Genomic DNA, 23,333 nt, shown 5'->3' with positions numbered 1-23,333 from the left:
GAACTATTTATGGTGCAATTATTAAGAGTACACGGATCACAAAATGCCTTTTTTATTCTTGACCAAACGCAACTAATCAATCCCCTTACCGATAAAGAATTAGTGTCATTTACCAAAAAAATAACTGATGCACAAAATGGTGTTCTTGGCGGTGCTGACGGTGTGTTAGTTGTTAATCATCCAACTAGACCAGGATCAACAGCACAAATGCGGGTAATTAACGCAGATGGCAGTGAGGCTTCAATGTGCGGTAATGGTTTAAGGACGGTTGCTCGTTATGTAGCAGAGCGCGATAATTTAACCGATTTTAAAGTTGATACAATGAATGCTAGTCTTCGTGTTCGTCAACATGAAGACCTTGCACCCGGAGTTCCCGCTTTTGCCGTTGAAATTTCACCAGTAAAGTTTGACCGCACCGCTTTGCCATTTGATAACCTTGACCATGAGCGCTTGTTAGACACCCTTGTCCCTGAATTATATCCTAGTCTCCGTTTTTCAGCCCTTGCTGTTCCAAATCCCCACTTAATTAGTTTTGTTAGTATGGAAGAACTAAATGGCCCAGCACTTGAAGAATTAGGAACACGGTTAAATAGTGATAATCCTTACTTCAGTGATGGGGTAAATGTTAACTTTGGCCATATTCTCGGTCATAATAAACTCTTTGTAAAAACTTTTGAACGTGGTGTTGGCTTTACGAATGCTTGCGGGACAGGTATGTCTGCCACTAGTCTCGCTCTAGCCCTTACTCATCCAGACACAGCATCCTTTAATGAACCAATTAGTGTTTATAATCCTGGTGGAATGGTTAAGACAATTCTTCACCGTGATAACTACAACTATTGGATCGAATTAATTGGTAATGCTACGTTTACTCATACTCTTACCATAGATGAAGCAGCTTTACACGCAGTTAATCTAGCTGACCTTCGTAAAAACATTGTCGAAAGTAATGAAAGTCAAGCTTATCAGACATTCGTTGACTCATTACCATCATTATCAATTTAGTTTAACCACAAAAAGCCGAGGTTAAGATTTTTTCTTAGCCTCGGCTTTTTTAATCATTTGAGATGACAAACAATAATGTATTTTTAGTCACTCATACCAGTTGATAGATATCTAAACAAATTTATTTACGATTAAACAAAGTATCAATTGACTGGTTATTATGAATTCGAACAATTGCTTCTTTTAATAGATCGTCTACAGACAATTGCACCAGTTTAGGGAATTCCTTCTCTTTTGGTAGGTGGATTGTATCTGTCACAATCATCTTTTCAAGTGGTGAATTTTGTAATGTATTTACCGCATCCGCTGATAGTACTGCGTGCGTAGCAATACCATAAACCTTAGCTGCCCCGAAATTCTTCAAGGCTTGCGCAGATAAGTTCATCCGGACACCAGTATCAACAATATCGTCAACAATAATCGCAGTCTTTCCCTTTACGTCCCCAATTACATACTCAGGTACTTCTTGTTCAGTCCGTTCCCGAACTTCATCGTTACGGTTGTCAATAATCGCAATAGACGCTTTAATTCGTTCAGCATATTTCCGTGCTAAATTAACACCGGCATGATCAGGGGCAACTACTACAATATCATCCCCCAAGTTTTGCTCTTCAATATATTTGGTAAAAAGACTGGTTGCTTGGAGATGGTCAACTGGAATATCAAAGAATCCTTGAACTTGCGGAGCATGAAGATCAATTGTTACCAAACGACTAATCTGATCCATTTCAAGAAGGTTTGCAATTAACTTAGCTGTAATTGGTTCACGGCTACGTGCTTTACGATCTTGTCGGGCATAACCATAGTATGGCATTACAACATTGATTTTGGCAGCACTTGCCCGTCGTAGAGCATCAACCATGATTAATAGTTCCATCAAGTTAGTGTTAACTGGATCAGAAACTGACTGGATGACATAAACCTCACAGCCACGAATACTTTCGTCAATTGTAATTTTAATTTCGCCATCCGCAAAATGGCTAATTGACGCCTTACTTAACGGAATTCCTACACGTTGCGCAATTTGTTCAGCGAGTTTAGGATTTGAATTTAATGAAAATAAACGCACATTATCGGCATTTTTTATCTGGGTCATTTTTATACTCCTTTAAAGTTCGACAATAATCATAACTATTATGACAACAAATTACTGTTCAAGCAAGTATTATTTGGCTTGATGCAAACTTTGTAAGCTAATGTTTTCCATTCCGATTAATGGATCAATTTTATTCGAATTAATCAATTCCGCCGTTAGAAGATAGTCTTGAGATTGGGGGTCAACTGATCGGCTATCTGCCTGTTCATTTACGGTAATTTGCGAGCTAACGGAACCAGTATTTTTAGTTAAATCATTCTCTAAAGTATCAGTTTTAAGAGAACGTTGCAAATCATTATGTTTTTCCCAAACCATCGTTAATCGTTCAACAAGAGAAGTATTCCGATTAACTGCCTCATTTTCTACACTGGTGGCAACAGCATATGGTTCTCCAATCAAAACTAATTTTTCTGCTGCTCGGGTAATTGCCGTATATAGGAGATTGCGTTGCAGCATCCGACTAAATTGTCGAACAACGGGGAGAAGAACCATCTTGAACTGACTCCCCTGGGCTTTATGGATCGAAATACAATAAGCTAACCGTAATTGATTCCATTCCATTCGGCTATAACTCACTTCATTACCATCAAAATCGACAGTAATCGATTCATTTTTCTTGCCGACCGTCCTCCCACTTTCAATTGCTGTAATTTTTCCAATATCACCGTTAAAAATATTCTTTTCTGGAACATTAACGAGTTGAAGAACCTTATCCCCGACACGAAAAGTTAGTCCCCTAAAATCAACTTCTTGTTTTCCATTAACTGGTGGATTATAGGCCTGTTGAGCGAGTTCATTTAAACGATCTATTCCTGCTTGTCCGCGATACATTGGTGCCAAAATTTGAATATCATTTGCAGAATAATCTCGTTTTTTAGAAAGATCAATAATTTGCTGAACAACACTTGGTACTTGATTAGCATGGCACGAAATAAATGAACGATCTGGCATTTTATTTGTTAGATCTGCTGGTAGCTTGCCCTCTTTAATAGCATGGGCTAATGGGATGATTGTTGAATCAGCAGCCTGACGATGGATATTAGTTAGCTCAACTTTGGGCAATTCCACAAAATCTAGAAGATCATGAAAAACTTGTCCAGGACCAACAGACGGCAATTGGTCCTTATCACCTACCAAAACTACATGCATAGAAGTCGGCACGGCTTGAATAAGAGTCTTAAACAAGAGAGTATCAACCATCGACATTTCATCAATAATCAATAAAGAACCTTCTAAATCGCGGGCATTCATATCAGTTGGCATTTCCCGGCCATTGAGTCCTAGCAAACGATGGATTGTACTTGCTGGTAAATCCGTAGCTTCACTCATTCGTTTAGCAGCACGGCCTGTAGGAGCAGCCAGTAAAACTGGGAAAGACTTTTCTTTATACTCGTTTACATCTAATGAAAGGTCATGGATTTTGGCATAGCTCGCCACAATTCCCTTAATAATCGTTGTTTTTCCCGTTCCTGGACCACCTGTAAGCAGCATGACCTTACTACTGAGGGCAGTTTTAATGGCCTCTTTTTGAACTTGATCATATACTATTCCAGATTGATCAGCAACCTTTGACACAGTTTTCTCAATAGTCGTTGCTGGCAATTTTTCTTGGTCAACTGTAAGAAGTCGATGTAAGTGATCAGCAATTTGCCATTCCGCGTTATAAAGGGTAGTTGGATAAATTTTTTCATCAGCATAACGAATTTCTTGTTTTTTCTCCAACTCAACAATTTGGTTGGCAATTAAATCTGTAGAAACTCGACCACCACTTCCTTGCGCAAGCAACTGGATTGTTTGCTGGAGAAGTGGTTTTGTTGTGGTAAATGTATCGCCAGTTTCCATTGTCAAGTCATCCAACGTCTGGATAATTGCTGCATCAATTCGGCGTGTATCGTCCGTGGCGATTCCTAATTTTTGTGCTACCTGATCAGCACGATTAAAACTAATTCCATCTATTTCAGCGGCGAGTTGGTAGGGGTTTTCATTAATAATATGCAGAGTTTCTTCTCCATATTTATCAAAAATTGCACTACTAAGGTTAGCGCCAAAGCCGAGATCATTTAAGCCAATAATAATCTGGTCCATCCCTTGGTTTGCCCGTAAATTATCAACTAATGAATCCTTAATTGCTTTGCGAAGTTTTAATTCATCTAAAACATGAGGGTCAGCAATAATTTTATTAATTGCATCCGTTCCTAACTTATCAACAATTTTTTCAGCCGTCTTTTTTCCAATTCCGATAAATTGTTTTCCAGACAAGAAATCAATTAATCCATCCCTACTTGTGGGACGATTGGCATGGTAAGAAGTTGCTTGAAATTGTTGTCCATATCGTGGATGCTCAACAATTTTTCCCTCAAAGCGGTAAGTTTGATCATCACTAAGATCACCAAAACTTCCCGTGACCGTAATTTCTGGCTCATGCCAATCAAAATTTGCCTCTTCAACCGAGACAATTAAAACCTTAAAAAACGAATCTGGACTAGTAAAAATCTCAGATTGTACTTGACCAATAAAAAAAGACGGCTCCGTTGGCGTCTTAAATAGGTCGATTTCTTCAGCCATAGAAGTCATCCTTTCATGTTGCTAATCTTTCTTTTGCGTTGTCTGAAGCGTTTTTTCAATATCATTAAGTCGCTGCTCACTCTTATGATAGTAATTAGGATCTAACTGCTTAGCTTGCGTAAGGTAGTTTTTGTAAGGCTCACCAAGAACCATCGCTACAATTCCGCGATTAAATTGTGTATCAGCACGTCCCGGATGATACTTTAAAATTGCATCATAGTAAGCTTTAGCCTGTTTAAATTCGCCTAATGCTAATAATGAGTCACCGATTACCTGATTAATTTCAGGATCGTCTGGACGTAATTCAAGGGCAGTTAATCCATAAGCAACTGCTTGCTTGTATTGTCCTTTTTTCATATAACTTTGCGCTAACATAAGGTAAGAATCAGCTTTAAGTTTTGGATCATCAATCTTGTTATAAAGCTTAATTGCTTCATTAACTTTACCAATCTCATAGTAAAGGTTACCAAGGCCATAGTTTAAAAGATTCATGGCATCCTTGTCGCCCTTTGCCTCAAAAATCCCTAAAGCCTTCATAAATAGTTCTTCAGCCTGTTGATAATCGTTTAACCGGGTTAGCAAAGAGCCTAAATCATAATAATTATTTACTTTATCTGGATGTTCATCAATAGCTTCAACTAGTTTATGAACTAGTTTTTCCGTTTCCTTTTTCTTAAGATCTCGAAAATCTTTTTTCTCTGTCATTAATATCACCTCTTAAATAGTATCAGTCGGGTCAACATTGTCTTTATGAAGGTAAGATGTATCATTCCACTTTTCAAGATTAAAATGGGTCGCATCATTAGTTGTAAGAATCGTTGTTGAAGTATTACTCAATCCTCCACGATCTTTTAAATGGGCAAGTGGAGTCCCAATCAATGCATTAATAGCAGCGTTTAAGGCTGCTCCGTGTGAAATCACGAGAATATTACCATTAGGATACTGTCGACAATATTCTTCAATTGCTGCGCGGAAACGATCTATTACTTCAAGAAAGCTTTCCCCTCCTACCAACGATTCATCATATTTATCAGGATGATGACGAAAGTTTTTTAAAACCTCAGGCCATTTTGCCGCAACATCTTCAAAATGCATTCCTTCCATTTTACCTAGGTTAAATTCCTTCAACCGACTATCAATTGTTAATGGAATTTCTGGATTTAAATGATTCAACAATGCCTGAGCCGTTACACGAGCACGCTTTAAGGGGCTAGTATAAGCATGATCAAAAGGTATTTGTTGTAAAGAACCTGCTAATAATTCAATTTCCCGATAACTATCCTTTAATAACGGTGAATCTCCATTGGCACCTTGATAACGGGACTCTAAATTCCATTGCGTTTTTCCGTGCCGAATTAAATAAACTTTTGTCATCTCTGTCGTTACTCCTTTTATCTACTATCTTACCAGAGTTTGCGGCAATTGTTTATCACAGAGTTATTACTTTATGTATATTTAAGAAGGCAAAAGCCAAATTACTTCTGCCTTCTTAAAGGTTTAAAAATATGAATTAAACGTATTGAAGTTGCCGATCATGACTATAAGCCCGATCAATAATAGCACTCCCCAGACATTCCTCTCCATCGTAAAAGACAACTGCTTGACCTGGAGTAATGGCCCGTGCAGGATCATCAAATTCGACTGTTACCATTTGATCATCATCTGACAAATGAACTGTAACACCAACATCTGTCTGCCGGTAACGGAATTTGGCCGTACAATGAAAATCACGTCCATAACGGCTAACCACATCGTCAACCCAATGAATATCACTAGCTTCAAGATAAGTAGCATAAAGATGGCTATTCTCATATCCCTGGCCGACATAAAGAACATTCTTCTTCATATCTTTACCGATCACAAACCATGGCTCATTACTTTCCTTGTTACCCCCAAGACCAAGTCCACGCCGCTGACCGATGGTGTAATACATTAATCCCATATGCTGACCAACGACTTTGCCATCAAGGGTCTCCATATTCCCTGGTTGGGCAGGAATATATTGACTCAAGAATTCACGGAAATGACCATCTTCACCGATAAAGCAAATTCCAACTGAATCCTTCTTCTTAGCAGTAGCCAGACCAGCTTCTTCAGCAATCTTTCTGATTTCTGGCTTAGTGTAGCCAGCCAATGGAAACATTACCTTATCCAACTGCTTGTAATCCAGTTGGCTTAAGAAGTAAGTTTGATCCTTATGTTGATCTTTAGCGCGCATCAAGTGCATCCGGCCATTCTCATCACGCTTTACATCAGCGTAGTGGCCAGTGGCGACGTAATCAGCCCCTAACTGATTAGCATACTCGATAAAGGCCTTGAACTTAATTTCCTTATTACAAATAACATCGGGATTTGGTGTCCGGCCCTTCTTGTACTCGGCAATGAAATACTTGAAAACCCGATCCCAGTATTCCTTTTCAAAGTTAACGGAATAATATGGAATCCCAATCTTAGAAGCAACTTTTGCTACATCTTTGTAGTCTTCAGTGGCAGTACAAACACCATTTTCATCAGTGTCATCCCAGTTCTTCATGAAGACACCAACGACATCGTATCCCTGGCGTTTTAAGAGGAGAGCCGTTACAGACGAATCAACTCCCCCACTCATTCCTACTACCACACGTGTATGACTATTATCAGCCATTAATTATCACCATCATTTCGTATAGATTCTGGAATAATCTACGATTGAAGGTCGCATGCATCCAGTGATAACCATTGTACCAGAGTATTTCAATCCCTGCACAGTTTTTATTTAGTGAATATTTGCCGGGCGACCATTTCATCTAAAATATAGTGATATTGTTGAACAAATTCAGCTGCTCGTTGGTGATTAAAAATATTAATTTTTCGTAAGCCATTTCCCGAAAGAGTTTCCATTTTTAAACCATCTAAATCACTGTTAATTAAAATCCGAAGACGGGCAACAGGTTTAAATGGGTTATCAGTATCGAGACTGCCTAAATATTCAAAGTTTCCCCGGTTCGTCTGTTCAAATCCTAAATCAAGCAAGGCGTATTTTTTTATTTCTGGGCTGATTGTATATTTATCTTTATCACCAGAAATTTGTACTGTTTTTGTAAATTCCATTTTAATTGTCTCCATTAATCTTCTTTAGGTTTTCAACGGTTTTAACAATTGTCGTGATTAACTGGTCAATATCTTCTTCCGTATTTAACCCGCCGAAACTAATTCGAATTGATTCACTAATGCGAGGGCTGTCAGCGCCAAACATCGCTGTTAAAACGTGAGAAGGCTCAATGCTACCAGCTGTACATGCAGACCCACCAGAGACTGCAATTCCTGCAAGGTCCAAGTCCGTCTGGATAACATAAGTTGAAATTCCTTTAAACCATAAGTTAAGAACGTGTGTCTTGTTGATTTGACCATTAACTTCAAAATCAACGTTATTTTCCTTAAGCGAATTTACAATCTTTTGCTTAAAATCATAATAACGCTCACGCCGTTCTTTCTTTACTTCTGGTGTGTTTAACTCAATCGCTTTAGCAAAGCCAGCAATTCCAGGCACGTTCTCAGTACCCGCACGGCGTTTAGTTTCTTGATCTCCTCCCTTAATAAGACTTGGAAAACTAATCCCATCACGACGATATAAAAAGCCCATCATTTTAGGACCATTAACTTTATGGGCCGATGTTGATAGCATGTCAATGTGATCAGCCTTAACATCGATTGGCAACAGTCCATATGCTTGAACAGCATCCGTGTGGAACCATGCTTGATGATCTTTTAAAATTTCACCTATTTCATGAATTGGCATTTGGCTACCAACTTCATTATTTTCCATCATAATGGTTACAAGAATTGTATCATCACGAAGGGCTGCCTTAAAATCATCAATTGAGATATTACCATTTTCATCAACTGGTAAATAGGTTACCTCAAAGCCATGTTCTTCTAAAAAATGGAGAGGTTTTAAGACCGCCTCATGCTCAATGGCAGTTGTGATAATGTGCTTACCAAAATTTTGCCGTTTAAAAGCGGTTTGGATAATAGCAGTATTATCACTTTCAGTTCCTCCACTGGTAAAGATAATTTCATTATCATCAGCATTAATGCTTTGGGCAAGAATGTGACGACTATTTTCCATTACAAGTTTAGCATGACGCCCATAAGAGTAACCAGTCGATGCATTACCCCATGATTCTTGCATTTGTTTAGTCATTTCCGCAATCACTTCCGGAGTCATCGGGGTTGTTGCTGCATTATCCAAATAAATCTCACTCACGAGTTTTTCATCCTTCCATTTTACTTATCTAAATCTGCAAAGAGCTGAAGAAGCATATTTGCAGAGCGTTTTCCGGCATCAATAATAAAGTCGTCAAAACTAACGCCGGCGTCTTCATCACCTGTATCCGACATTGCTCGTACTACCACATATGGAATTTGGTGGTCAGTGGCAACTTGTCCAACCGCTGCCCCTTCCATTTCACTAGAAAGTGCATCTGGAAAATGATTCAAAATCTCTTTAATTGCTTCTGAACTTGCAATAAATTGATCACCAGAAACAATCAATCCTCGTTTTACATTTAAGCCAGTCTTTTCGCCGGCTTTTTCTAAAGCTTGTCCCCATTGGTCAGAAGCCTTAAAGCGTGCTTCTTTTCCTGGGAGTTGGCCATAACGGTAATTAAATGCAGTTGCATCAACGTCATGGTAGGCAGTTTCAGTTGAAATTACAATATCACCAACATGTAAGCCTTCCCCAATTCCACCAGCTGATCCAGAATTAATTACAACATCTGCCCCACAATCAGTAATCAAATGTTCAGTAGTAATTCCCGCTTCAACTTTACCAATCCCTGATTCTACTAATACAACGTCTTGATTATTGATTTTACCGAAAAGATAGGATTTACCCCCGATTTTATTTTCTTGTTTATCGGATAACTTTGCCGTTAATTCTTTAATTTCTTCAGGCATTGCACAAATAATTCCAAATCGCATATTTTTCTCCTTTTTTATCCAACATAAAATAGTATTAAGTAAACAATAATAATTGCCACAATCAAAGCAATGATTGCAATATTTAAGCGGCGTTTCAAGCGCACCGTTTTTTCTGCCACTGTTTCGTCATGACGCTGACTAGCAACTGTTTCGCGACTATAAAGTTGATCAGTTGTATTTTCTGTTGCTCCATTAATAGGTTGTTGTTCAGTCTGACGTTGCTGTTGGCGGTATTGACTACGTGACATACGTGCTTGTTGCTCATCTTGTTGTTTATTATCCACGGTTGTTCATTCCTTGCCAGTAATAGATTGCCATGATTGTCTTAGCATCTTCAATCTCGCCTCGATCAATCATTTCAAGTGCTTGTGGTAAAGTTACTTCTTTTAAAATCAACTGTTCATCTTGATCTTGCGGCAGCTCGTTGCTAACTCGTTTTAATCCCGTGGCCAAATAAAGAGTCATGTATTCATCCATACAACCAACAGAAGTATAAAATGAAGAAATTTTTTTCAAACTTGTTGCTTCATACCTTGTTTCTTCATTTAATTCACGTTTAGCTGCATGAAGAGCATTATCAGCATCCCGTTGGTCGAGCTTCCCCGCAGGAATTTCAAGGGTTGTTTTCGCAATTGGTGCGCGCCACTGTTTTTCAAGAATCATTTTATTATCAGTCGTCAAAGCCAAAATCGCAATTGCTGGTGCGTGGTGGACGATTTCTCGTTGTGTTATATTCCCATGTGGGGTGATAACTTGCTGTACTTCAACATCGATTAAATGGCCGTGAAAAACTGTTTTACTACTTATTGGTCGCTCTTCAAATTCCATTAGAACCCATCCTTATCTTAAAACACGAACATGTGCTGCTTGCGGTCCCTTTTGTCCTTGAACAATTACTAATGAGACCTCTTCATCAGGGTGAAGGATGCGACGACGCGTTCCTTCAATTCCACTATAATGAACAAAAATTTCTCCTTCATGAGGAACTGTAATAAAGCCCCATCCTTTTTGTTCGTCAAAACTTTTTACTTTTCCTTTGAGCATTTTTTACCAACTCCATAATAAAATACCAAGCAACAAGTGTCACTTGGTATTTTACACCGCTTAAAAATAATTGTCATTTACTGGATAGCGAAAACCAGTTTTTTTAGAGATTATTATTCTTCTAAACCATCTTCTGCTGTTTCAGGGAAGTTTTCCCGAACAATAGCAGCACAGCGAGCACATAATTCAGGATATGCTGGATCACTGCCAACATCTTCCTTAACCATACGACAACGAGCACAAGTTTCACCATTAGCAGTTGTAACCTTAACTGCTACCCCATCGCTGTATTGGTCAGCATCAGCAGGCGCTTCATCAGCTGAATGGACATGAAGAGCAGAAACTCCTAGCAATAATTGAATGTTTTCATTAAGACTATCAAGTAATTGCTTTTGGTCATCGGTTAAGTAAAGATCAACCTGAGCTTCAAGAGATTTACCGATTAGCTTAGCATTCCGTGCTTCTTCAAGACTCTTTAGAACATGTGAACGCACTTCCATAAAGTCATCCCACTTACTCAATAGCTCTTCTTCACCATCAAATGTCCGTGGATCTGGAATTTCAGTTAATTGAACAAAATCTTCCGGTTCATTCATGTAACTCCATACTTCTTCGGTAGTGTGAGGAAGGATTGGCGTAAGAAGTTTAACAAGTGTCAAAAGGATATCGTAGAAGACAGTTTGCATTGACCGCCGAACTTCTGAATTTTCAGCCTCAATGTAGAGAACATCTTTGGCAATGTTCATGTAGAAAGCTGAAAGATCATTGTTTACAAAGTTGATCAATACCTTATAAGCATCAAGGAAATCGTAGTTATCAAAATCTTCCCGCATTGTCTTCAAGAAGTGGTTAAGTTTAACCAACATGTACTTGTCTACTGATTGTAACTTCTCATAAGAAACGGTATTTTCTTCAGGATCGAAGTCACTAGTATTAGCAAGTAAGAAGCGGAACGTATTTCTCAACTTACGATATGCTTCAGAAATCTGTTGGAATGTCCCCATCGATACCCGAACATCAGCCGAAGTATCAGCACTCATTACCCATAAACGGATAATTTCTGCACCCATTTGTTGAACAACTTTATTTGGGTCGATAACGTTACCTTGAGATTTACTCATCTTGTTACCGCGCTTATCAAGTGTGAACCCTTGAGAAACGATTTCCTTATATGGCGCATGTCCTGAACATACAACACTGGTAATCAAACTCGAGTTAAACCAACCACGATATTGGTCAGATCCTTCAAGGTAAAGGTCCGCTGGGTATGTTAAATAATCACGTTCAGCTAATACCCCTTGGTGTGATGAACCAGAATCAAACCATACGTCCATAATGTCAGTTTCTTTAGTAAATTGACCATTTGGAGAGTGTTCATTAGTATAACCTTCTGGCAAGAGGTCTTTTGCCTCACGTTCAAACCAAACATTAGAGCCATACTTAGCAAATAAATCTGCTACATGATTGATTGTTTCTTCTTCCATGATTGGTGTGCCATCTTCAGCATAGAAGATTGGTAAAGGCACACCCCAAACACGTTGACGAGAAATTACCCAATCACCACGGTCTTTGATCATATTGCGAAGACGAACCTTTCCCCATTCTGGGCGGTACTTAACGTCTTCTAAGGCATCTAAAATATTTTGGCGCATCTTTTCAATTGATACAAACCATTGATCAGTTGCCCGGAAGATGATTGGTTGCTTTGTCCGCCAATCAAATGGGTAGCTGTGTTGTAATGGCTCTTGAAGAAGTAAGGCATTGTTTTCTTCTAACTTTTGAAGAGAAACGTCATCAGCATCTTGGTAGAATACCCCTTCAAAGCCTTCACCGTTTTCCTTGGTTAAAATACCTTGATCATTGATTGGGGCAAAAATTGGTAAGTCATACTTTTTACCAAAGTTATAATCATCATCCCCATATCCAGGAGCAGTGTGAACAAGGCCAGTACCAGCATCAGCAGTAACATAATCAGCCACGCCAACAAGAAGATCACGATCAAGGTATGGGTGCTGAGTAGTCATCCTTTCAAGCTCTTGCCCCATTAAATGATCCACAACTTCGTAATCTTCCCAGCCAAGCTTTTCAGCTAATTTATCAAGAAGGTCAGTGGCAACAACAAATTTTCGGTCATCATTAGCAGGCTTTACAACTGAATAATCAAATTTTGCATTAACAGCAACCGCTTCTGAGGCTGGAATGGTCCATGGTGTAGTCGTCCAAACAACTAAATATGTATCATTATCTAAACGGCCTTTGCCATCTTTAATTTGTTCTGCAAAGAAGGCAGTTTTAGCAACAACATCATGATATTCAACTTCGGCTTCTGCCAAGGCTGATTCTGAAGACCATGACCAGTAAACTGGCTTCTTAGCTTGATATAATAGACCCTTCTTAGCAAATTCACCGAATACCCGAATTTGAGCAGCTTCGAATTCTTTATCAAGGGTAAGGTACGGGTGATCCCATTCACCACTTACACCTAAACGCCTAAAGTCAGCCCGTTGCTTGTCAACTTGCTTAAGAGCATATTCACGGCAAAGATCACGAAATTCAGTTAAGCTCATCTTCTTACGGTCATAACCAGATTTAGTTAATTGGTGTTCAATTGGCAAGCCGTGAGTATCCCAACCAGGAACATAAGGTGCCCGGTAGCCAGACATTGACTTATAGCGCACAATAAAATCTTTAGAAATCTTATTCATAGCGTGACCAATGTGAATATTACCGTTAGCATATGGAGGCCCATCATGTAAAACAAAAGTAGGCTTTCCTTCATTTAATTTTTGTCGTAGTTCATAAACTTTATTTTCTTCCCATAGCTGTTCTCGTTGTGCCTCAGTTACAGGTAACTTTCCACGCATTGGAAATTTAGTGCGGCCAAGGTTTAACGTATCTTTAACACGCATTGTAACTACCCCTTTCATTAATTCTTGTATTTTAATAATAAAAAAGCTTCCTCCCATTACTGGGACGAAGCTTCTTCGCGGTACCACCCGGATTTAAAACTTTAAGATTAAAGTTTCCTTATGTCATTAGATAACGATAATGAACCGCCTCATCCTAACTAACTCAAATGAGGTACTCCGAGATGATCAGGAATATTTAAACATTATCAACCTTCCACCAATTGTTGACTCGCTTTAATGTTATGATAATTATTCCAATTCTCTTCAACGATTTTATTAAAATACGATCCTAGTGATTTACTTGTTATTATCAGGGAAGACAACAACAGTTTCAGGTGCATCTGATCCTTTGTCATCGTTAACAGCTGTTGGTTGTGCAGGTGCACTCTCTTCTTCTGTTTGTTCAGCAGAAGCAACCGGCTGTTCTGATTCAACAGGTTGTTCTTCACTAGCAGTTGTTGCAGTTGATTCTACACTGGTTGCGGAACTGCTGTCAAGACGGCTACCTAAAATTTTTTCAATTTCATCATATTTACTCAAATCATCATTTTCCAAAAGCTTATCCCATTCATTACTCTTAATGACTTCTAATTGAGATTCAAGCATAACTTGAAGACGTTGACGGAAGATCCGAGTTTGCTTACGAAGATCATTGGTTTCACTGGTTAACTTCTTAGTAGAATTAGCAGCATCTTCAATTACTTGGTTTGATTTATCATTAGCTTCCGAAACAATATCGGTTGCTTGCTTTTGCGCTTCACGAATCATAATATCTGCTTCACGCTTAGCATTATTTTTAACCTTATCAGCTGCTTCTTGTGCAACTAAGATTGACTTATTTAAGGAATCTTTTAAGTCAGCAAAATACTTAATCTTACTATCATTAGCACGGACTTGTTCTTGTAAATTATTATTTTCAGTTATTAATTGTTGAACTGTTTGTGAAACTTCCTGAATAAATTCTTGGACTTCTTCAGGATTATACCCCCGCATCTTAGTATTAAATTGCTTATTATTAATTTGATCAACCGTCAAACTCATGAGTAAATTCCTCCATTCAAATTACGCATTTACAACTGAAATGGTAATTTTTTCTTTATCTTTTTTTGTTTTACCATTGGTCATATCAATTCTGAGTCGACCACCATGACGCACAGATATCAAATCATGAACCACAGTTTGATAATCTGGACGATCAATTTCTTCCCAGTTTAATCGAACTTGACCATGCTCTATTAATTGCTTTGCCCGGTTTCGAGAATAATTAAAGCCTGCAGCTACCACAACATCTAACCGTAGTGACGAAACCGTTGTAACTATCGGTACCCATTCTTCTTTAGGTGTTACTACGGCTTCTGTTGCGATTGGAATCCATTTAACCTTAATTCGACCAACGTGTTCAACGTTTTCCCGTAAATACTTTGCCATTGGTTTTGTTACAATAACTTGCCAATGCAACCCATCAGTTAAAATATCACCAAATGCATTCCGCTCCATCCCCTCACCGATCAATGTTCCCATTATTTGCCGATGATGAAGCTCTGAAAACTTAACAGGGTAATTAATCTCTAAAGCCTGTAAAGCAAAGTCTTCTATAGAGGGTTCATAATAAGGCGGATAAATTAGAACTCGTTGCATTTCTGCGCCTTGCCAACCACCATACATTGTTATTTTAACATTGTTATTTTGATTAACAATCGTTTGGACAATAAAACGTTCACGTGGATTTAAAAAAGGAGTGAGGATTGGACGATATTGACCTTCTGCAGTAGTTATCCAGTCATTAGCTTGGTCAATAAGTTTGGCTTCATCCGGGCGAAAATGTTGTTTAATATTATCTTCGCTCAAATTCTACTTCCTCTTAAAACATTAATTAAATGATTGCTGCTATTTGTGCTAATCCTGCTTGAACAAAATATAGTACAAGGATAGCTATCATCGGCGCAAAACTTAGCCCCCCAATTGGAGGAACAAAGTCAAACCAATGCATATAAGGTTCTACCAACCGATTAATAATATCACCGAGTCGTGAATTACGTGCATTTGGAAACCATGACATAATGCACCACACAACTATCACTAAAATATAAGCATCAACCAATTGATTAAGAGCCCATAATAAAAATGCGATCATATTAACTCCTTTTAGTGACTAAAATTTATCACCATCATTTTTTAAATTGCTTGTTAAACTACCTGAAATTTCATAATTTTTAGGTGTGCAGAGAAAGATTTCCTTTCCAATACGTTTCATTTCACCATCAATTGCAAAAACGGTTCCATTTAAAAAGTCTACTAACCGTGCTGCAACATTTGCATCCATCTGAGTGAAGTTAACGATCACTGCATGTCCTTCTAATAATTGAGATGCGATCTGCTTTACATCTGCATAAAGGCGAGGTTCGTATAAGGAAATTTGACTCATTTGATTAAAATGTCCACTATTAATTGAAACTACTTTATTACTTGTATTTGCCGGTGTTGGAACTTGTTCACTTGTTCCATAGAGACCATCTTGTTCATCAATGTCTTCTTCACCAAAGAGGCTTTTCAAAAAATTTGCTGCCATTATATTAACCCTCCTTCTAGGTCTAAACAGAAAAAGGCGGATAAAGAATCCACCCTTTTTCTAAATTATTTACTTACGACGATTCTTAAAGAACGGTGGAGTCGATAAGTTAGTATCATCATTGTCATCCGTATTAGCTGCATCATCGTTAAATACGTTAAATTCTGGTTTAGTAACGTGTGAAAATTCATTGTCTGAATTTCTTGTTTGGTTACTGGTATCGGCTGTTGGATCATTCCAACCATCAAAAGGATCACGTTGCTTTGGTTGCTCAACAGGTTGTTCTTCTTGTGGAACAGACCGAGTAACTCGTGGTGCCTCATTTTCTGCTGGCTGTTGTTGTTGAATTTTCTTTTTCTTATCAATTCCAGTAGCAATTACAGTAACGCGAACTTCATCACCCATTGACTCATTTAAGGACATACCAAATGAAATATCAACATTTGTTCCAGCGGCTTGTTTAATAACATCTGATGCTTCTTGAGCTTCAAACATTGATAAGTCTTTCCCACCAGTAATATCCATTAAAACATGTTGCGCCCCATCAATTGATACTTCAAGTAATGGCGAAGAAATAGCCTTCTTAGTAGCTTCAGTGGCACGGTTTTCACCAGTAGAAGCACCAACACCCATTAAGGCAGAACCTTGGTTAGACATCAATGTCTTAATATCAGCAAAGTCAAGGTTGATGTAACCTGGGGTAACAATCAAGTCTGAAATACCTTGAACACCTTGACGAAGAACATTATCAGCTTCCTTAAATGCTTCCATCATTGGCGTCTTCTTATCAATCATTTCTAGTAAACGATTATTAGCAACGATAATTAAGGTATCAACATTTGATTTTAATTTTTCAAGTCCTTCCGCGGCATAACGTGCTCGACGAGGTCCTTCAAAGGAGAACGGACGAGTCACAACACCAACCGTTAATGCCCCGCTATCTTTAGCAAGCTTGGCTACTACGGGAGCAGCACCAGTACCAGTTCCACCACCCATTCCGGCAGTAATGAAAACCATATCTGCTCCTTCAAGAGCCTTTTTAATTTGTTCTTCACTTTCTTGGGCAGCCTTTTCACCAACCTCTGGATTTGAACCAGCACCTAGCCCCTTCGTTAATTTAGGTCCTAAGCGAATCTTAGTTGTTGCTTGAGAATTATTTAATGCTTGTAGATCAGTGTTAGCAACGATAAAGTCAACACCTTGCACCTTTTCAGTGATCATTCGGTTGACAGCATTACCGCCAGCTCCACCAACACCAATTACTTTGATTTGTGCTTCTGCAAATTGGTTATCGTTAGCGAACGTTTCGTTATCCATAGCAGTATTCCTCCAAATTAGTCAAATAAATTATTAAAAATGTTTTTAAACCGATTACTTAGGCCGTTTTGTTTTCTCTTTTTTGGCGCCGACTCTTCCGTAACTGGTTTCTGCTGTGCTTCTTGCCGTGAATGTTGTAATTTACCAGATTTTTCAGTCCATTGTTGACGTGGCTGATTAACATTTTGTCTCTTTTCCTCATGTGGACTCTTAATTGTATCAATTCGTTGAACAGTTTGTTTAATTAATCGATCAATATCTGATAATTGGTTTTCGTACATCCCCAAAGATAAACTAACAGCATAGCGAGGGTGCCGAATACCCATTTGTTCTGGAACATTCACCTTAATATTACCCGTAAAGTATTCTTCAGCAAGCTCCTTAACTCCTGGCAGAGCAGCCACTCCACCAATCAAGACTACTCCTCCAGGCAATTCAGGGGCATGAATTGCCTTCAGCCTATCTTGAATACGACCAAAAATTTGCCGTACTCGTGCTTCGATTATTTCTGATAAATACTGCTCTGAATATTGGACTGGGTCATTTTGACCAACAACATCAACGTCAACTTGTACATCTTTATCAGCTAAGGATGCCATAGCGTACCCATGATTTAACTTAAGCTGTTCAGCATTTTTTAATGATGTATTCATGACCGTAGAAATATCTTTAGTAATATATTTTCCACCTTCAGGATCAACATAAGTATACTTTAATTGATGATCATGAATAATACTAGTTGTGGTTTGCCCCCCACCTAAATCAATAACAACAGTTCCAAAATCTTGCTCCCCATCGTTAAGGAGGTTAAAGTCTGTTGCAATCGGCGTAATGACAAAATCCTTAATATCATACCCAGCCTGTTGAACTGCCTTTTTTGTATTATGAATAATGGTCTTAGGTCCTGTATACAAGGTGGCCTTCATTTCTAAACGGACACCAACCATTCCACGCGGGTCCTTAATACCAGAAAAGCCATCAACAGTAAACTCTGTTGGAATCAAATCAATTATTTCCCGTTCAGGGGGAATACTTTGCGTTAACGCTTCACGAGCAACATCAATTACATCTTGATTAACAATCTCTCTTGATTGTCCTCTGGTTGCAATTGTAATCATACCGTGTACCCGTTGCATTTGTAAGTAATTTGCCGGTAAGCCAACTACAACACTTTTAATCTCTACGTTGGACTTTTCCTCAGCCTGCGCTACCGCCGCCGAAATTGCCTGAGCGGTTCTATCAATGTCGACAATAACTCCTCGGTTTAATCCTGCCGATCGTTCTACACCAACACCAATAACTTTTAACTGCCCCTTAACACTTTCACACACCAGTGCCTTGATCGAGGTGGTTCCAATATCTAATCCAACGTATACTTCTGAATTATTCATTCTAAAAGGAACCCTCCTAAGACTATCATTAATTAAATTAATTGTATTTTTAACCTATATAAGAATTTTACCACAGATAAACATTGACAAAAAAGAGAATTATCAAGGTTTTTCACAAAATCATTTATCCTTAGACCCATAATCATAAGAATAAGCACCGACTTGGAGATCTATAATTCCCTTATTTTTCATACTTGCTGCAATTGCAGGGTAATATTCCATTTTATCCCCGATAGTATTTAAGTCACCATAAATCGTATTACCATCACGCATGTAAATAATAATACGATCCGGATACTCCTTAGTTGGTTGATAACTCACACTTGAAATACCATTCCTTATTGCTGGCTTCAACTTTCCTAATTGAGTGGCCGCTGTAGCAAGAGCTTTTTTATGACCATCAAAACGTTTATAAGCAATTCCATTGTCAGCACTTTTTGTCCGCTGCAATTGACCATCAGCCAAAACAGCGTATGTATCATTATTTATCACCGCTGTTCCTAACAGAGCATTTTCTTTTACAGATATTCGTAAAGACTGGGGGCCAGTTACCTCAACCTTTAAACTTTTTATTTGAGGATTTTTATGAATAGCCTGTTTAATAAGTTGATGACGGGTAAGATAAACGCCCCAAATAAAACGCCCTGGATAAATATTTGTATTTTTTTCTACTTGTTCCTTAGTTAAGTCATGATTCCCAGTTACGTGAAGTGTGGTAACCTTACTCCACGGAGAAATAATATAAATCATAAAGAGGAGAATAACACTGAAGAGTACGACTAATTTTAAAACTCGCTCACCATTAAAAACATAACGCTTAACCCTAATTCCGCGAATTTTATTACCAATATGAGTTTTAGGAGATCGCTTGTTTTGTTGCTGTTGAGCAGCAGCACTTCGCTTTTCTAATTCAGTTAATCGTCGCGAATATTTATGATGCTCAATCGCAGATCTATCATCCAACATCTTTTCTCCTCCCTCCTAATCTATACTTTATTTTTCATGTTCATCAATTGCCTTATGCAAGATTTTAATTAATCTATCAGCAGCATCTGGCCGCCCCATTTTCTCAGCAGCATGAGCCATCTCTTTACGAACTTCTTCATCTTCCATAATCTTATCTGCTTGGGTCAATAAAGCCCGGGCATCTAACTTGTCTTCCGTAATCATTAGTCCTGCCTTATTCTTAACTAAAGCTTGAGCATTCTTTACTTGGTGGTTAGCAGTAACATACGGACTAGGAATTAGAATTGTGGGAACTCCGAGTGCCGTTACCTCAGCAATAGTGGTTGCTCCTGCTCGAGATACTAAAGCTGCTACCCGTGGCATCTTAGCCGGCATGTCTTTGATATAAGGAACAACTTTAACATTATCAGCCGGTTTAATATTACCTTCTGCAAGTTGTTTTTTTACATCATCATACCGCTTTTGACCGGTCGCAAAAATGACTTGATAAGGACGCTTGTTGAATTCCGGAATAGCGTCAACTACTGTCCTATTAATCTTTGGTGCTCCTTGACTTCCACCAAAAATCATTAAGGTTGGTACATCATCTTGCAAGTTATAACTTGTCCATGAAAAGTCACTATTCTTTTTCGCCGCTACCTGTTGCGCACGAGGATTACCGGCCATTGTAACTTTCTCAGCCGGAAATTGACTGCGTGCAGCTTCAAAGGCAATTGCAATTTGATCAACATAGCGACTTAAAAATTTATTGGTTACCCCAACAACGCTATTTTGTTCATGAATCACTGTTGGAATATGCTTCTTTGCTGCAGCATATAGGACAGCACCACTTACATATCCTCCCGTGCCTAAAACAACATCAGGCTTAAACTCACTAACAATTTTTTTGGCATGATGAACAGAGCTTAAGAAAAGATAGATAGTCTTGAAATTTTCAAGAGAAAGAGAACGTTTGAATCCTTGCATGTGCATTGTCTCAAGCTTAATTCCAGCATCTGGTACAATTTTATTTTCAAGACCACGGGTTGTTCCAACATATAGTACTTCAGTATCTGGTTCAACCTGCTTTAAACGCTCAATTAATGCCAGCGCAGGGTAGATATGACCACCAGTTCCACCACCTGATACCAATAACCGCATCTTATTGTTCCTTCTTTCCTGTTAATTCTTCAACTGCTTCAATAAACTTATCACCACGAACTTCAAAACTTGGGAATTGATCCCAACTAGCATTAGCAGGAGAGAGGAGGATAACATCCTCTGGCTCACTCAACTTCCATGCTTCTGGTACCGCAGTAATTGCATTTTCGCTTTCGATCACAGAAACACCAGCCTGATTTCCTGCATCCTTCATTTTATCTTTACATTCACCAAAGACAATCATCGCCTTTACGTGCTTTTTAAGGTAAGGAACCAATCGTTCAAAGGTATAACCACGATCAAGGCCACCCGCTAAAAGAATCACTGGACGATCAAACCCTTGCAAGGCAACCTCAGTAGCTTCAATATCAGTTGATTTTGAATCATTGTAGAAAAGCCGTCCTTGGTATTCCATCACGTATTGTAAACGGTGACGAACGCCGCTAAATGTTGTTAAGACCTTCTTTATTGCTTCATTTGTAACACCGCTTAATTTTGCAGCTGCAATTGCTGCCAAAGCATTTTCTACATTTTGTGGACCAATCAAGCGAATATCCTTTGTTGGCATAACTTCTTGACCACGCCAATAAATCATTCCATCTTCGACATAAGAACCTTCATGACTTTTGTTTAGACGAGAAAATGGCACAATAGTAGCTTGACTACGCTGAGCAATCCTTTGCCACTCATCACGATCCCAATTAATGACTAAAAAATCATCCTTGGTTTGGTTTCGTGTAATATTAAGTTTTGCATTAATATAGTTTTCCCGTGTCTTATGATAATCTAGGTGGTTAGAAAAAATGTTAGTGATAATTGCAATATGAGGATGAATTGTTGGTGCCCCTAATAATTGGAAGCTAGATAATTCGGTGACCAATGTATCATCTGGACCTAAATCTTCAGCAATTTTACTAAAGGAAATTCCAATATTACCTGCATACTTCACTTGATGTTTTGCATTTTCAGCAATCATTAACTGAGTTAAAGTCGTTGTGGTGGTTTTTCCATTGCTTCCGGTTACACTTACAAGATGACCATCAAAAATTTGCCACCCCAGTTCTGCCTCGGTAATGATAGGGATTCCCTGCTTAACAAACGCAGCTACTAATGGGTTATCATAAGGAATTCCAGGGTTTTTTACTACAACGTCAAATCCTTCATTAGCTAATGAAATTGGATTATCACCAGTAATTACCTTGATCCCATCAGCTTCTAAATCATTAACAATCTCATTAGTTTTGGGAATAGCTTTATCATTAGCCGTAACCTTTGCACCGAGTTTTACTAATAAGTGGGCTGCATTAATTCCACTAATTCCGAACCCCATTACAAGAACTTTTTTACCTTGATACTCATCAATTCTTTTCATTTCTCTTTACTCCTAACCAACTAACAAGATTGTCGTAACAGCAATGATCGCAGCCACTAACCCTACAAGCCAAAATACAATATCAATTTTCCATTCACTCCACCCGCTCATTTCAAAATGATGGTGGATCGGCGTCATCTTAAAAATTCGTTTACCAGTGGTCTTAAATGAAGCTACTTGAAGAATTACACTCGCTGTTTCGCAAACGTAAACAATTCCAATTACTAATAAGGACCATTCATGATGCAACAATAACGAAACAGCAGCTAAGGATGCACCAATTGCTAAGGACCCCATATCACCCATAAAAATCTTAGCGGGCTTATGGTTATAAGGTAAGAAGCCCAGTAAAGTACCAATCATTGCTAGACAGAAAAGTGCAATTTCAGGATAGCCTGGTTGATTGAGATTTACTAATGCAATAATCAAATAAGCTGCAAAAGAAATAATGGAAAGTCCACTTACTAAGCCATCAAGTCCATCTGTTAAATTAACAGCATTTGAAAAACCGACGAGCCAAAAAATAATAAACAAACCATAAAGCCAACCAATTTGTGTTGTCCCAAAGCCCATTTGAAAGCCTTCATGTTGATAAATAACAGTAAAGACCATTGCTGCTAATACTTGGCATAAAGCCTTTTGCCATGGCTTAAATCCTTCATTTTGATGGTGAAAGATTTTAATACTATCATCCCACATTCCGATTAAACCATAAACAACGAGGACAAAGACGAGTGCCCATAATGTATTAGTAATTAATCCTTGCCAAGCAGCAACCCATAAAACGGTTACGACTGCCGAAAAGATGAACAATAATCCTCCCATTGTTGGCGTCCCAGCCTTTTTAGCATGCCAGGTAGGCCCTTCTTTACGAATTTGCTGTCCTTCTTTTTTTGCCCGAAAATATTTAATTAATGAGGGCATCAATAAAAATGTAATTAAGAATGAACTAAGGATAGTCAAAACTGCACTTAAGAAATTCATATTTACCTCCAAT

At 38.5% G+C, this 23,333-nt stretch carries 23 protein-coding genes and 1 other annotated feature; of the genes, 1 reads left to right on the top strand and 22 read right to left on the bottom strand.

Annotated features, from left to right (window positions below):
- The first annotated feature begins 9 nt into the window (after window positions 1-9).
- Entirely contained in the window at window positions 10-1,005 is a 996-nt protein-coding gene (gene dapF, locus H5R88_RS04610) for a diaminopimelate epimerase (protein ID WP_182600378.1), read from the top strand.
- 121 nt (window positions 1,006-1,126) lie between these two features.
- On the opposite strand, the gene H5R88_RS04605 is transcribed toward dapF, so the two are convergent.
- The 22 genes from H5R88_RS04605 to mraY form a co-directional block, all read right to left on the bottom strand.
- Window positions 1,127-2,101: a ribose-phosphate diphosphokinase gene (locus H5R88_RS04605; RefSeq protein ID WP_182578201.1), complete on the bottom strand. Its 975-nt coding sequence runs from the start codon at window positions 2,099-2,101 to the stop codon at window positions 1,127-1,129.
- A gap of 69 nt (window positions 2,102-2,170) precedes the next feature.
- A complete protein-coding gene (gene recD2, locus H5R88_RS04600; protein ID WP_182600377.1) occupies window positions 2,171-4,666 on the bottom strand; it encodes an SF1B family DNA helicase RecD2 in 2,496 nt (831 codons plus the stop codon).
- A 21-nt stretch (window positions 4,667-4,687) separates the two neighbouring features.
- Entirely contained in the window at window positions 4,688-5,371 is a 684-nt protein-coding gene (locus tag H5R88_RS04595; RefSeq protein ID WP_182600376.1) for a tetratricopeptide repeat protein, read from the bottom strand.
- Window positions 5,372-5,383: 12 nt separating this feature from the next.
- Window positions 5,384-6,040 (bottom strand): histidine phosphatase family protein, encoded by a 657-nt coding sequence (locus tag H5R88_RS04590; RefSeq protein WP_182578198.1) that lies wholly within the window; start codon window positions 6,038-6,040, stop codon window positions 5,384-5,386.
- A gap of 136 nt (window positions 6,041-6,176) precedes the next feature.
- Window positions 6,177-7,310 carry a tRNA 2-thiouridine(34) synthase MnmA gene (gene mnmA, locus H5R88_RS04585; protein WP_182578197.1) on the bottom strand — a complete coding sequence of 378 codons (1,134 nt, stop codon included), beginning with the start codon at window positions 7,308-7,310 and terminating at the stop codon, window positions 6,177-6,179.
- Between the two features lie 107 nt (window positions 7,311-7,417).
- Window positions 7,418-7,756 (bottom strand): DUF1831 domain-containing protein, encoded by a 339-nt coding sequence (locus H5R88_RS04580; protein ID WP_182578196.1) that lies wholly within the window; start codon window positions 7,754-7,756, stop codon window positions 7,418-7,420.
- 1 nt (window position 7,757) lies between these two features.
- Window positions 7,758-8,912 (bottom strand): cysteine desulfurase family protein, encoded by a 1,155-nt coding sequence (locus H5R88_RS04575; protein ID WP_182578195.1) that lies wholly within the window; start codon window positions 8,910-8,912, stop codon window positions 7,758-7,760.
- Window positions 8,913-8,932: 20 nt separating this feature from the next.
- On the bottom strand, window positions 8,933-9,628 hold the full coding sequence (locus tag H5R88_RS04570) for a 5'-methylthioadenosine/adenosylhomocysteine nucleosidase (protein WP_182600375.1): 696 nt from the start codon (window positions 9,626-9,628) through the stop codon (window positions 8,933-8,935).
- Window positions 9,629-9,642: 14 nt separating this feature from the next.
- On the bottom strand, window positions 9,643-9,912 hold the full coding sequence (locus tag H5R88_RS04565) for a hypothetical protein (RefSeq protein WP_182600374.1): 270 nt from the start codon (window positions 9,910-9,912) through the stop codon (window positions 9,643-9,645).
- Window positions 9,905-10,456, bottom strand: coding sequence for an NUDIX hydrolase (locus H5R88_RS04560; protein WP_182578192.1), 552 nt, complete (start codon window positions 10,454-10,456; stop codon window positions 9,905-9,907). The genes H5R88_RS04565 and H5R88_RS04560 overlap by 8 nt, the downstream gene beginning before the upstream one ends.
- A gap of 12 nt (window positions 10,457-10,468) precedes the next feature.
- The gene (locus H5R88_RS04555) at window positions 10,469-10,672 is read right to left on the bottom strand and encodes a cold-shock protein (RefSeq protein WP_003666775.1); all 204 of its coding nucleotides are present in this window, start codon (window positions 10,670-10,672) and stop codon (window positions 10,469-10,471) included.
- A 113-nt stretch (window positions 10,673-10,785) separates the two neighbouring features.
- Window positions 10,786-13,581 (bottom strand): isoleucine--tRNA ligase, encoded by a 2,796-nt coding sequence (gene ileS, locus H5R88_RS04550; RefSeq protein ID WP_182578191.1) that lies wholly within the window; start codon window positions 13,579-13,581, stop codon window positions 10,786-10,788.
- A gap of 57 nt (window positions 13,582-13,638) precedes the next feature.
- Window positions 13,639-13,858: a binding site (T-box leader), on the bottom strand.
- A gap of 20 nt (window positions 13,859-13,878) precedes the next feature.
- The gene (locus H5R88_RS04545) at window positions 13,879-14,622 is read right to left on the bottom strand and encodes a DivIVA domain-containing protein (RefSeq protein WP_182578190.1); all 744 of its coding nucleotides are present in this window, start codon (window positions 14,620-14,622) and stop codon (window positions 13,879-13,881) included.
- A gap of 21 nt (window positions 14,623-14,643) precedes the next feature.
- Window positions 14,644-15,429, bottom strand: a complete 786-nt coding sequence (locus H5R88_RS04540; protein WP_182578189.1) for a YlmH family RNA-binding protein — start codon at window positions 15,427-15,429, stop codon at window positions 14,644-14,646.
- Window positions 15,430-15,454: 25 nt separating this feature from the next.
- Window positions 15,455-15,715, bottom strand: a complete 261-nt coding sequence (locus H5R88_RS04535) for a YggT family protein (RefSeq protein WP_182578188.1) — start codon at window positions 15,713-15,715, stop codon at window positions 15,455-15,457.
- An 18-nt stretch (window positions 15,716-15,733) separates the two neighbouring features.
- Complete coding sequence (locus H5R88_RS04530; RefSeq protein ID WP_182578187.1) at window positions 15,734-16,150, bottom strand: cell division protein SepF; 417 nt, start codon at window positions 16,148-16,150, stop codon at window positions 15,734-15,736.
- A gap of 69 nt (window positions 16,151-16,219) precedes the next feature.
- Complete coding sequence (gene ftsZ / locus H5R88_RS04525; protein WP_182600373.1) at window positions 16,220-17,467, bottom strand: cell division protein FtsZ; 1,248 nt, start codon at window positions 17,465-17,467, stop codon at window positions 16,220-16,222.
- Between the two features lie 17 nt (window positions 17,468-17,484).
- On the bottom strand, window positions 17,485-18,858 hold the full coding sequence (gene ftsA / locus H5R88_RS04520; RefSeq protein WP_182578185.1) for a cell division protein FtsA: 1,374 nt from the start codon (window positions 18,856-18,858) through the stop codon (window positions 17,485-17,487).
- A 120-nt stretch (window positions 18,859-18,978) separates the two neighbouring features.
- Entirely contained in the window at window positions 18,979-19,824 is an 846-nt protein-coding gene (locus tag H5R88_RS04515) for a cell division protein FtsQ/DivIB (RefSeq protein ID WP_182600372.1), read from the bottom strand.
- Window positions 19,825-19,851: 27 nt separating this feature from the next.
- Window positions 19,852-20,964, bottom strand: coding sequence for an undecaprenyldiphospho-muramoylpentapeptide beta-N-acetylglucosaminyltransferase (murG, locus tag H5R88_RS04510; protein WP_182578183.1), 1,113 nt, complete (start codon window positions 20,962-20,964; stop codon window positions 19,852-19,854).
- A 1-nt stretch (window position 20,965) separates the two neighbouring features.
- Entirely contained in the window at window positions 20,966-22,336 is a 1,371-nt protein-coding gene (gene murD / locus H5R88_RS04505; protein ID WP_182600371.1) for a UDP-N-acetylmuramoyl-L-alanine--D-glutamate ligase, read from the bottom strand.
- A 12-nt stretch (window positions 22,337-22,348) separates the two neighbouring features.
- The gene (gene mraY, locus H5R88_RS04500) at window positions 22,349-23,320 is read right to left on the bottom strand and encodes a phospho-N-acetylmuramoyl-pentapeptide-transferase (protein WP_182578181.1); all 972 of its coding nucleotides are present in this window, start codon (window positions 23,318-23,320) and stop codon (window positions 22,349-22,351) included.
- Window positions 23,321-23,333 lie beyond the last annotated feature (13 nt).

Source organism: Limosilactobacillus agrestis (genome assembly GCF_014145585.1).
Taxonomy (GTDB): Bacteria; Bacillota; Bacilli; order Lactobacillales; family Lactobacillaceae; genus Limosilactobacillus; species Limosilactobacillus agrestis.
Note: the sequence above shows the minus strand (reverse complement) of the source record. Positions and strands in the feature narration are given on the sequence as shown.